We start from the raw sequence: 12,214 nt of genomic DNA on the forward strand, positions 1-12,214 counted from the left end.
GCGGGTGGCGCGAGAGTGGCGAGGAGCAGTGCGGTGGGAAGAACCTCCCCCGGTACGAGGTGGGCGGCACGGGCGAGCAGGCGCAGCGCCAGGGCGTCTTCGGCCTCTTGGGGTTCGAGGCGCTCGTAGCTCAGGGCGAAGCTGCGGGCGACGTCGCGGTTGTGGCCTGTTGGTAGCGTGCCGTCCCGTTCGCGCAGCGGCAGCCGCTCGAAGAGGCGTGGGCTGCGGAGTTCTGCAAGGTAGCACTCTACGCTCCAGCGTTTGGCCAAGCCCGCGAGGAAGCGCCCGGCCAAGTGCAGCGCCAGCGGCAGGTCGCCCAACTCGGCGGCCAGCGCATCGGCGTCACCGTCACTCAGTTCGGGGCGATGCTGGCGCAGCAGGGCGATGCTCTCGGCGCGGTGCAGCACATCGAGCGCATGGCGCTGCACCCCCAGGTCGCCCGGCCAGTCGGGGTTGCGGCTGGTGATCAGCACTCGTGTCGCTCCGCCGGGGTGGTGGTCGCGCACCAGTTGCGGCTCTTCGCAGTTGTCGAAGATCAGCAGGTAGGGCAGGCCAGAGGCCAAACGGGAGCGCACGAGGTGTACCTGCTCATCAAGTTTGTAGCCCGCCGCCTCGGTGAAGAGTTGCAGGCAGCCCGCTCCGCCCAGGCGGGCAAACTCGGCGGGGATAGTGTCAGGCTGCGCGAAGGAGAGCCAGAAGACGCCGGCGAAATATTGGCCGTAGCGGTAGGCAAACTCAATCGCCAACTGCGTCTTGCCGATTCCGCCCAAGCCGCTGGCCACCGCCGCTTGCCCCTGGTTCACCGCAACACTCTGCCCCCCTTTGAGCAGCGCGGCCAGCGCCAAGAAGTCGGCTTCGCGGCCAACGAACTGCGCGTTGCGGCGCAGCCCACCCAGCCACGAGCCGGGGGGTAGCACATCCTGCGGTTCGGGAATGGCTGTCGTGGGCAGCGCGGTGAGCGCGGCGTGAGCCGCTGCCAGTTCATCGGGGGTGGCTTGGGTGGATCGGGGGGGGAAGGGTTGTACCAGCGTTGCGCCTGGTGCAACATAGGTACTCCCCGCGCCCAGCGTCGTCTTGCGAATGTCGCGCCCAGCCACATCCCCCTGAAAATTTACGTCGCCCATCTGCGCCCCGGCAAAATTGATGAGCGCCTGGTGCTGCGCGTCCCTGAGTGCGGTAAACGCTGCGAGGAGCTGGTCGAAGCGGGCATCGTGATGGGCGGTCAGGGTGGCGATCACGCGGTCGGCTTCAGCCACCACCACCGGCCCCAACACGCCGCCAGCGAGCTGCAACCGCTCCATGTCGGCGCTGAGGCGCTGCAACAGGCGATGCTGCTCAATCAGCACGTCGCTCTGCGCCCCCTGCTCCTCGGCAATGGCAGCGAGGGCCAGCGGCACGGCATCGAGCTCCTTCAGGAAGGTGGCCAACTCAGCGGCGAGCGCCTGGTCGCTGACAGCAGCGGCATCGAGGCGCTGGGCCAACGCCGCGAGCCAGGTGGGATCGGGGTCATCTTCGGCAAGGGCAGCTTGCATCCCATCGGTAGCGAGGTTGCCCACCCAACCGGCCAACGCGCCCATGCCCATCTCGGTGAGCCACGCCACCACCGGGCCAGTGGCCAGCGCCCCCGCGCCCAAGCCAGCGAGGAGTGGCGCGAGGCCCGCTGCACCCAGCAGGCCCACAGTCGCCGCGCCACCCGCCCCAGCGAGCAATGCGGGCCAACGGGCGCGGCGAATACCGGAGCGGGCAGTGGTGAGAGGATTCATAGGCAAGCAGAAAGTATATTCATTGCCGCAAAAGAGCGCAAAGGAACGCAAAAAAGCTGCGGTGCCTATGCCCCGATCCCACGTTGTGGGAGCGGCGGTGCCCAGTAATATCAATTACCGTTGAACATGCTGCATGATCAAGAACGCGAAAGCCCATTGGGACGCCATGTTCGGCAATCTGCAAGGGTAGTAAACGTGATACTACGTTGTGGCAAACGTGATACTACTTTCTGACATTGGGCATTGGTGCAATTGGCAGGGCTGGTGCGATTCGAACGCACGACCATCCGCTTAGAAGGCGGGTGCTCTAATCCCCTGAGCTACAGCCCCATATGCCAATATGGTACCCTAGCTGTAGGTCTTTGGCAAGTAGGATCGGGGGGCCGGGAGAGGCTTCGCCTCCCCCGAAGAACGTCTTTTCTTTCGTTGTGGCGGCTGCGCCGCCACAACGAAAGAAAAAACGAGTTGTGGGCGCAACCCCAATAACAGTTTAGATTGACATGCTACAATGGGCAAAATCTATGCTCACTCCAACTCCCTGGCACCACCATGTGGCTGGTACAGGCCAGATTCATGGCGCTGTACCTCAACTCCATCTGAGGCTGGATGGTGCCAGTTCGCATGCCTATAGCAATGCACAACTGGATGACTATCAGCGTGGGGGACAGCCTGCGCTCGTGCGCCATCCGCCGCTGACTCTGCGCCTACGCGCCCGCTTTTCCCATCCTGCAGGGCTACTGCGCGGGACGATGGGCTTTGGGCTTTGGAATTATCCGCTGGTGCTGCCACCGGCGCTACCGCGCGCCCTCTGGTTTTTCTACCAGTCACCACCGGGCAATCTGCCTTTGGCTCTGGGGGTGCCTGGTGCAGGCTGTTGGAAAGCGGCAACAATTGATACCGGGCGCACCCGGGCACTGGCGCTGCTGCCCTTTGCGCCGCTGGTTGTTCCGCTGCTGCACCAGCCACGCCTCTTCCAAGGGCTCTGGCCGCCGATCCAGTGGGCGGTGGGGGTCAGCGAGGCACGCGTGCAAGTGCCAATGGAAACTTGGCACGACTATGTGATCGAGTGGGGCCACACCACCAGCCGCTTCCTCGTGGATGGCCGCATCGTCTTGGAGAACGCTCCTTCGCCACGTGGCCCCCTCTGCACCGTGATCTGGGTTGATAACCAGTATCTTGTGCTAACCCCCCAGGGCCAGGTTGCGTGGGGCTTGCTTGATGTAGCAGGGCCACAGTGGCTTGCGGTGGAGCGTCTGGAGTTGTGTGTTTCTTAGGGAAGGATACAGAAATGAGAAAATAGAAAATAGGTTTGCGGCATAGCAATCACCATACTGTTCCACCCTCTGTGCCCTCGGTGCCTCTGTGGTGAAATACCCTTCACTGCCCCACAATCCCGCCGCTCCCACGGGTGGCGCGCCGCAGCCGCTCGATGCTGCCCCAGCCAAGGCTCGTGGGTAGGCGCGTGGGTATGATGCCTTGGGTAATCAGGCGGGTAGCGGCATGCCAACGCTTGGGCGCAGTTGGCTCGGCTTGGGCTGCGGCCCAAGCGGCCTCATCTGCTAAGACGCTGCTCACTGCTGCAATAGCCGCTGCCGCCTCTTCTTCGTGAATGTCACTGCCATTGATGCTGTAGGTAGTCATGCGAACCTCTTCAATAAGCGTCCCAGCATAGTTTGCTGGGCTTGCAATTCGAGTTGCGCCTCAAGGGGCACTAAGCCAACCTGGGGGCCATAGCGCCGCTTGAGCGCTAGGCTGATCAGATGGTCGGTAAGTTGTGGATTTTTGGGCAGCAGCGAGCCGTGAAGGTAGCAGCCATAGATGTTCCGATCAACTGCGCCGCCCCTACCATCTTCACCGTTGTCGCCATAGCCCACCAGTACACGCCCAAGGGGACGCACCCCAGAGCCATGAAATGTGCGTCCGCTATGGTTCTCAAAGCCAACCAGCCGTACGGTCTGTTCACCTAGTTTCGTCTCAACCACAATATTGCCAATCATCCGCTGTTTGCCGCCGACGGTATGGATGTCGAGCACCCCTAGACCTGGCAGCCGTTCGCCTGCATGGGTAAGGAAGTAGTGGCCTAGCAACTGGTAGCCCCCGCAAATGGCCAACATGGTCAAGCCATCCTCCAGCGCGGCGCGCAAACCCGGACCTTGACGTTCCAACAGATCGTGGGCAATCAAGGCTTGGCCACTATCTTGCCCACCGCCAAAGAAGGCCAGATCAAAACTGGCCCAATCCACCTGATCGCCCGGCGCAACAGGGGTAACGTGGAGCGTTATAGCACGCCAAGCGCAACGCTGCCGTAGAGCAATCACATTGCCCCGATCACCATAGACGCTCATCTCGGCGGGGTAGAGATGGGCTAAGTGCAGTGTACGCATTCGGCTTCTTTCAGGTAAAAGAGGCTTGCAGAGGTAGGGGGTATTGCACCACAGAGGCACAGAGAACACAGAGATGTTCGGGTTAGCATCATCATATACGTGTGCTCTCCATCAAAAAACCTCTGTGCCCTCAGTGCCTCTGTGGTGAACAGCGCTGGCTCGCTCCATCTCTAGCCTGGCCTGACCACATAGTCGGCCTCACCCACCCACTTGTAGGTGGTCAACTCACGCAGGCCCATGGGCCCACGGGCGTGCAACTTCTGGGTACTGATAGCCACCTCGGCCCCAAGCCCAAACTGGCCTCCATCGTTGAAGCGCGTGCTCGCATTGACCAAGACGGCCCCCGAGTCCACCGCTTGGATGAAGCGCTGCGCCGCCGCCGCGTCGCTCGTGAGGATCGCATCGGTATGACCAGTGCTGTAGGTCGCAATATGCTCAAGCGCTTCATCAAGGTTCGCAACCAGCTTGAGCGAGAGTACAAGACCCAAGAATTCAGTCCCGAAATCATCAGGTTCGGCGGGCCGCATCGTCCAGGCTGCCGCTTCGGGCTGATCGGCGAGCAGCGCAAGGCTGGCCGGATCGCAACGCAGTTCCACGCCTGCGGCACAGAGTTCGCGGACAACAGCGGGGAGCAGGCGCGGCGCGGCTTCGTGCTGAACAAGCAGGGTGTCAAGTGCATTGCAGACACTCGGACGTTGCACTTTCGCATTGAAGATCAGCGGCACTGCCCGTTCAAGATCAGCCGTCGCATCCACATAGATGTGAACCACCCCGAGCCCGCCGGTAATCACCGGAATGGTACTCTGCTCAATGCAAAAGCGGTGCAAGCCCGCGCCGCCGCGTGGAATAATCATATCAACATACTGATCGAGGCGCAGCAGCGCCCCAACCACCGCCCGGTCGGGATCGGTAATGCTCTGCACCGCTTCAGTAGGCAGGCCCACACGCTGCAACGCTGCCTGGATCGCAGTCGTAATCGCTGCCACACTCTGGGCAATATCGCTCCCCCCGCGCAAGATTACCGCATTGCTCGTCTTGAGACAGAGGGCCGCAATATCCACCGTCACATTCGGGCGCGCCTCATAGATCACCCCTACCACCCCCAAGGGCGTGCGGCGTTTGTGCAGACGCAGGCCATTGGGCAAGCTCGTCTGATCAAAGACCTCACCTACAGGATCGGGGAGTTCCGCCACACTACGGGTATCTGCCGCAATCGCCGCGAGGCGTTCAGGGGTCAAAAGCATGCGATCCAGCAGGGCAGCGCCCGTTCCATTGGCCCGGGCCGTCGCAACATCGGCCTCATTGGCCGCCAAAATCGCGGCCTGCTGTTCCAACAGCGCATCGGCTATTGCCAAGAGCGCCTGATCCTTCGTTGCGCGTTCCAAACCAGCCAAGCGCCGGGCGGCCAACTTAGCTTGGCGACCCATGTGATCAAGGGCGGTGTTCATCATGATCCTCCGCAGCAGCAGTTGGCTTTGCATCGCGTGACGGCGTCTGACGTGCCCGTTCAGCAGCAACAAGCTCGCGCGCTTGGCGCAATTTGGCTTGAAACTCCCCATTAAACAGCGCTATCACCGCCATCAAGATGCTCACCAAAAAGAGCGCTGTGGTCAAGGTGTGCAACGAGACCAGCCATTCGCCACCCAGATTGAGCAACACCAGCAGATTGCTAAACGTCAGCACCAGCATACTTGCAGCGCCTATTGTAAAGGCTTGGCGCAGACGGCTACCTGCGGCGGCCCGCTGGGCTTGCACGCCAAGCAACACGGTCAGCACCAAGGTCACGAGTAAGGTACTCAGACCTTCAGACATCCTCTACTCCTCACTACTCTGTGTTCTCTGTGTCTCTGTGGTAAAAAGCTCTGCATCTCTACAAAAACGCCCTCCCTACCCCTCCGCAGGCAAGCTTCCCTCAAGAGGAGTGTCCCATCTATGGTAATTACCTCACTACAAACTTCTCTGTGTTCTCTGTGTCTCTGTGGTTAAAAACCTCTGCACCTCTGCAAAAACGCTCTACACCTAGCCCCTGTCGGCAGGTTGCCCTCAATCTGTGCCCCGCAAGCGGCGCAACTCCGCTTGGAGTGCCTGTAGCTGCGCCTCCGCTTCGGCACGGGCTTGGGCTTCATAGGCAACCTGTGCTTCAGCCATAGCAGCGCGGCTTTCCGCCGTTGCGACGCGGCTTTCCGCTGTCACAGCGCGGGTTTCCATCGTTGCTGCACGAGCCTCGGCCTCATCAGCGCGGGCAAGTGCCGCTTCAGCCGCTTGCACCACTGCGATGTAGTCACCGATCTCGTTGCCATGTTCATCAAAGCAGACAACATGGTCGTCGCGGACACCGAGCCAGAGTTGGGCCACTGGCAACCAAAGCCGCCCATTGGCAGCGCATGGCTGCTCAACGTAGCGCTCACCCGCCAGGGTATAGCCAAGCAGCCGGAGTTGACGTGACCTCTTGCGCCCGCTATCGTCCACAATGACATAGTGGGGCACCCCTACCATGGCGTAGTGTGCCACTTTGAGCGTGAGATCGTTATTGCGCGTCTCTGGCGAAGTAATCTCAATGATCAACGCCGGACGATGGCCCTCCTGCGCAACATCAAAGGTACTCCAATTTTGCCGGGTGGTCAAGCCTGGAATCACCATCACATCCGGGCCGTGGGCGCGTAATGCCGCATGATCCCACGCAACGCGCACATCGCTGAGCACAATCGCTTGGCTAGTTGGTTCGAGGCGGGCGCGTAGCACCTGGGTCAAATACATGCGGTCGGTTTCGTGGCGGTCGCTATGCACGATGAAGTCTCCCACTTCGGGGTGCAAGACATCTTCGAGGGTTAACGGCACACGCTCCAACGCCTCGTCATCAGGTGCATCGGGCCGTCGCACGTAGCGCCAACCGTAGCGCCAAGGATCATCGTCGCTGGCAAGCGCCATGGGGTGTGGTTGTGTGTCGTAGGTACTCATATGTTCTACTATACACGACTTCAGGTAGGTTGTCAACCTTGTTGGGCTTAGAACTCCTCATGCTGCTCCTGCTCCGCTGCATCCTTGCGTTGCTGGGCTTCGGCCTCGCGGCGGGCTTGGGCCTCTTCGCGCCAGGCGAGGCGTTGGCTGATCTGGGCCTCGAAGCCGCGCCGCGTGGGCTCGTAGTAGATGCGCCCCACAAGGTTGGGCGGTAGGTGCTCTTGGTCGCTACGCCCCGCTCTGAGATCATGGGCATACTCGTAGCCGCGCCCATAACCCAAGTTCTTCATGAGGCCCGTGGGGGCGTTGCGTAGGTGCAGGGGCACCGGTTCGTTGCGCGTCTCGGCGACATCCTTGAGTGCTGCCGTATAGGCGCGGTAGACCGCGTTGCTCTTGGGGGCTTGGCAGAGGTAGATGACCGCCTGGGCGAGGGCCAGGTCGCCTTCGGGTTGGCCTAAGAAGTGGACGGCCTGTTGGGCTGCGATGGTCTGGGGTAGGGCTTGCGGATCGGCCAGGCCAATATCTTCCACCGCCATGCGCACAAGGCGGCGGGCGATGTAGAGCGGCGCTTCGCCGCCATCGAGCATGCGCCCCAACCAGTAGAGTGCCCCATCGGGATCGCTGTCGCGCACGCTCTTGTGTAGCGCCGAGATGGCATCGTAGTGCAGTTCGCCATGCTTGTCGTAGCGGGTGGCGCGGCTCTGCAAGGCATCGCGGATGTCGTCGAGCGTAATCAGGCGCGTTGCGCCAATGGCGGGCGGTTTGGCCATGGCAGCCGCTTCGAGCGCATTGAGCGCCACCCGCGCATCGCCATTGGCCATGTTGATCAAGTAGCCGCGCGCATCGGCGGCAAGGAGCGCCTTGAGCTTACCAAGACCACGCTCTTCATCACTCAGCGCACGATCAACCAAGCGGCCCAAGACCTCATCGGCGAGCGCTTCGAGCGGAAAGACGCGCGCCCGCGAGAGCAGGGCACTGTTGACTTCAAACGAGGGATTCTCGGTCGTTGCGCCAATCAGAATGATCGTCCCATCCTCAACAAAGGGCAGCACCGCATCTTGCTGACTCTTATTGAAGCGATGAATCTCATCAATAAAGAGTACCGTGCGTTGCTGAAACATACCCAAGCGATCTTTGGCCTCCTGCATCACCCGACGCAGATCGGCAACCCCGGCGCTGACGGCACTCAATGGCTCAAAGTGGGCTTGGGTACTCGCCGCAATAATCTGGGCCAGGGTCGTCTTACCGCTACCGGGCGGCCCCCAGAGAATAATCGAGAAGAGTTGGTCGTTGGCAATCGCCCGGCGCAACAGACGGCCCTCACCGACCAACTGTTCTTGGCCCAGATACTCTTCCAAGGCACGGGGACGCATGCGCGTCGCCAGAGGCGCCTGGTCTTGCAGGGTTGTTGCCCGTTGGGCATCAAAAAGGGTTGGACCACGTTTAGGAGGCATAGGCTCTGGGTGGGCTATCGCAAAGGGGGAACAAGGAGCTATTGAACCTGTAACTGGCTTCCGTTATACTACGTACTAGATAGAAGCAATAGTACCACAAGCCTTGCAATGTAGCACCCTATCCCCGACCGCTCATCCCCGTGTTTTCCCCTATTTCCCCGGTTAGCACCCCCTGCTATACCCCTCAGCTACAGTCTGCATGGTAGCTGGAGAACAAGCTTCTTGTACAACTCCATTATGTGTGGCGGCCCAGTGGGCCGCCACGTTTTGGTTTTTGGGGCTACGGCCCTACAACTTGCTGCTGGGGCTGCACCCCAGACCCCGCCGGGAGGATGCGAGGGAACCAGGTTCCCTCGCGCACCCTACCCCCCAGCGCCTACAACTTGCTGCTGGGGCTGCACCCCAGACCCCGCCGGGAGGATGCGAGGGAACCAGGTTCCCTCGCGCACCCTACCCCCCAGCGGGATTATTGATCATCGTGGGCATGGTCGGCGATGAGCCAGAGAAAAGCAGCGACCACTTCGGGATCGAAGTGGCGGCCCGCCTCTTCGCGGATCATGTTGATCGCACGTCCAATCGGCCATGCGCGTTGGTAGGGGCGATCCGAGGTTACGGCGTCGAAGACATCTACCACCGCAAAGATCCGGGCGGCAATCGGAATCTCTTCCCCTTTGAGCCCACGCGGGTAGCCACTGCCGTCCCACTTCTCATGGTGGCAGTAGGGGATGTCGAGGGCTGGGCGCAGGTATGAGATGGGCCGTAGCAACTCGTAGGCATAGCCGGGGTGCAGTTTGATCACTTCGCGCTCTTCGTTGGTGAGCGGGCCCGGCTTGAGCAGGATGGAGTCGGGGATGCCCATTTTGCCAATGTCGTGTAGCAGCGCCCCACGGCGGATATGGACAATCTCGGATTCGCTGATGCCCATGGCACGGGCGAGGGCAATGGTGAGACTAGTGACGCGCTGCGAGTGGCCGTCGGTCTCTTTGTCGCGCAGTTCAAGCGCCCGCGACCAACCTTCGAGGGTGGTGTCGTAGGCAAGCACCATTTCGCTATTGGCACGCTCCATGCGCTCAAAGAGTTCCGCGTTATCCACGGCCACTGCCGCTTGACCCGCCAAGGTCTCAAGAAAGTCGAGCCACTCCGCTTCAATTGGCAACTGGGTGCGGTGGTAGACCTCAAGGATGCCGCGCACTTGACCTTTGGCCAAGAGCGGCACCGCGATGTAGGTCTCAAAGCCCTCGGCCATAATCAGCGCCCCACGCAAGAAGCCACTATCGGGGCGGTTGACATGGGGTTCAATCAGCAAGCGCCGTTCGAGGGCCGCTTTGCCCGCAAGCCCTGCGCCCAAGCGCACATGCGATGTCAGGATCGCATTGGTGCGAAAGCCGCGTGAGGCGGCATGTTCGAGCGTAAGACTATGGGCATTGAGCAGCAGCACGGAAGCGGCATCCACTTCAAGCTGTTGGATAATCTGCTCAAGCACCGCATTGAGGCTCAGGCGCACATCAAAACTGCCCGTGATTACATGGTCAATGGTGCGGAGCGCCATCAGACGACGCAGGCGCCGCTCGGTCTGTTCACTGAGAGTGGCGCGGTGGATGGCACTGGCGGCCAAATCGGCAATCGCGGCCACGAGGCGAGCTTCGGCCTGACTCAGGGGGGCTTGACGGCCCACCCAGAGCACGCCAATGATCACATCATCAACACTGAGCGGCGCACAGACAGCAGCATGCACACCATTCTTCAGATCGGGCTGCACAAAGCTATCATCTTGCTGAATATCATCGCTATGGTAGAGTTCGCCGGTCAGCATGACGCGCCCACTGACACTCACACCCGGCGGCAAACGCACCCCGCGCAGCACCTCCCAACGGCCCAAGCCCAACTCAAAGACGGTATCGCCCGTAGCGGGCTCACGCATACCCAAGGCTGCCGAATCGACATCAAGCAGGATACAGGTCTGGTGGAGCAGTGTTGGCATAAGCTCGGCGCGGCTACGGGTTCGGCGCAATGTGGACGCAATGCTGAGGAGCGCCTCGTGTTCACGGCGACGTTCAACGCGGATCGTCACCTCCTGCTTAATCGCAACAAAATGGGCAATGTCGCCATTCACCCGCACCGGGGTAATCGTCATCTCCTCCGTATAGAGGCTGCCATCCTTACGGCGGTTGATCAACTCACCATGCCAGACATGGCCTGAAAGAATGTAATCCCAAATCTGCTTATAGAACGAGGGATCGTGGCGACCAGAACGCAGGACTGAGGTCTTACGGCCCAAGACCTCCGCAACACTATAGCCCGTCAGGGTTGTGAAGGCGGGATTGGCCCACTGGACTTGCCCTTCAACATTGGTAATCACCACCGCATTGGCAGCCGCCGCCAAGGCCGAACGCAGCAGATCGCGCTCGGCTTCCCCGCGACGGCGGGCGCTAATATCGCGGATAATGCTCAACATCGTCGCTTTGCCATCAATAATGGCGCGGGTCGCACTAACTTCAACCGGAAAGAGGCTTCCATCAGCACGGCAATGCTCCGTCTCAAAGAGAATGCCCTCGGACATTGCGCGTGCCATTTGGGATGGAAAGCGCTCACGCGATTGGGGTGAACGCAGTTCAATGACGGGATAGCCGATCAATGCTTCCCGACTCAGGCCATAGGCTGCACTCGCGGCATGGTTGGCCTCAATGATGCAGCCAGTATCGGGATCAATAAAGAGCACAATATCGCGGGCATGTTCCGAGAGTAGACGGTAGCGCTGTAACACCTCGGCTGATTCAATCTGCTCGCTAATATCACGGGCAATACCCTCGACCGCAAGCAAGCGTCCGCTCTCATCATGGAAGCACACATTGCGCTGCTCGATCCAGATCGTGCGCCCATCACGACGAACCCAGCGCAGGATGATCGGCTGCCCATTCTGCACGGCTGGGCCATCAATGATTCCCTGCATCAGCGGCAGATCATCGGGATGAATGAGGCGCATGCCAATATTGGGATCGGCGTAGTGATCTTCAGGGCTATAGCCCGTAATCGCAGTTACCGAAGCGCTCACATACTCAAAGGCGCAGTCGGGATAGAGCCGAAAGCGATAGATAATGTCCTGAGCGTGTTCGGCCAAGAGGCGAAAGCGGGCCTCCGACTCACGCAACGACTCAGCAACACTGCGTTGCGCCGTAATGTCGGTGGCCACCACCACAATCGCCTGAATCTCATCCTCATCGCTACGCACCAACGAGATTGAGAGGCTCAAGACCACGGTGCTACCATCGCGGCACTGACGCTGCACCTCAACCCCAGTGATCGTACCCTCGTGCAGCGCCCGGGTACGTAGGTGATCATGCTCAGCCTGCTCGTCTGGCCCAATAAAGGGCAATGGCTTACCTAACACCTCCTCCGCACTCCAGCCAAAGACCCGTTCCGCCGCAGCATTCCACGTCAGAATCAGCCCACTAGGACTAAGCGCATAGATTGGTTGTGGTGCAGCTTGGACAATTGCTTGAAGATATGCATGCGAGCGAAGCAGATCAAGTTGGTTATCGGTAAGAGGCGATACACTCATGAGCGAGGGCCTTTATGCCATTGCAGATTGCAGATTGCAGATTGCAGATTGCAGATTGCAGATTGCAGATTGCAGATTGCAGATTGCAGATTGCAG

At 60.4% G+C, this 12,214-nt stretch carries 8 protein-coding genes, 1 tRNA gene and 1 pseudogene; 1 reads left to right on the top strand and 9 read right to left on the bottom strand.

Annotation, left to right across the window (positions count from 1 at the left end; genetic code table 11):
- Positions 1-1,769, bottom strand: a pseudogene (locus CJ255_RS18980) (hypothetical protein); the annotation flags it as partial.
- Positions 1,770-2,016: 247 nt separating this feature from the next.
- Positions 2,017-2,093 (bottom strand) — tRNA-Arg (locus tag CJ255_RS18985).
- Between the two features lie 191 nt (positions 2,094-2,284).
- Between CJ255_RS18985 and CJ255_RS18990 the strand changes: the two genes are divergently transcribed.
- Positions 2,285-3,037, top strand: a complete 753-nt coding sequence (locus tag CJ255_RS18990; protein WP_097645665.1) for a hypothetical protein — start codon at positions 2,285-2,287, stop codon at positions 3,035-3,037.
- 103 nt (positions 3,038-3,140) lie between these two features.
- Here CJ255_RS18990 and CJ255_RS18995 read toward each other — a convergent pair whose 3' ends face one another.
- The 7 genes from CJ255_RS18995 to CJ255_RS19025 form a co-directional block, all read right to left on the bottom strand.
- On the bottom strand, positions 3,141-3,404 hold the full coding sequence (locus CJ255_RS18995; protein ID WP_097645666.1) for a DUF8022 family protein: 264 nt from the start codon (positions 3,402-3,404) through the stop codon (positions 3,141-3,143).
- A complete protein-coding gene (locus tag CJ255_RS19000; protein WP_097645667.1) occupies positions 3,401-4,147 on the bottom strand; it encodes a type 1 glutamine amidotransferase in 747 nt (248 codons plus the stop codon). The genes CJ255_RS18995 and CJ255_RS19000 overlap by 4 nt, the downstream gene beginning before the upstream one ends.
- A gap of 170 nt (positions 4,148-4,317) precedes the next feature.
- Entirely contained in the window at positions 4,318-5,595 is a 1,278-nt protein-coding gene (locus CJ255_RS19005) for a glutamate-5-semialdehyde dehydrogenase (protein ID WP_097645668.1), read from the bottom strand.
- A complete protein-coding gene (locus tag CJ255_RS19010) occupies positions 5,579-5,959 on the bottom strand; it encodes a hypothetical protein (protein WP_097645669.1) in 381 nt (126 codons plus the stop codon). The genes CJ255_RS19005 and CJ255_RS19010 overlap by 17 nt, the downstream gene beginning before the upstream one ends.
- A 231-nt stretch (positions 5,960-6,190) precedes the next feature.
- Positions 6,191-7,105: a Uma2 family endonuclease gene (locus CJ255_RS19015; protein WP_097645670.1), complete on the bottom strand. Its 915-nt coding sequence runs from the start codon at positions 7,103-7,105 to the stop codon at positions 6,191-6,193.
- A 47-nt stretch (positions 7,106-7,152) separates the two neighbouring features.
- Positions 7,153-8,559 (bottom strand): replication-associated recombination protein A, encoded by a 1,407-nt coding sequence (locus tag CJ255_RS19020; RefSeq protein WP_097645671.1) that lies wholly within the window; start codon positions 8,557-8,559, stop codon positions 7,153-7,155.
- 466 nt (positions 8,560-9,025) lie between these two features.
- On the bottom strand, positions 9,026-12,118 hold the full coding sequence (locus tag CJ255_RS19025) for a PAS domain S-box protein (protein WP_097645672.1): 3,093 nt from the start codon (positions 12,116-12,118) through the stop codon (positions 9,026-9,028).
- Between the last annotated feature and the right edge of the window lie 96 nt (positions 12,119-12,214).

This window comes from Candidatus Viridilinea mediisalina (assembly GCF_002532535.1).
GTDB lineage: Bacteria > Chloroflexota > Chloroflexia > Chloroflexales > Chloroflexaceae > Viridilinea > Viridilinea mediisalina.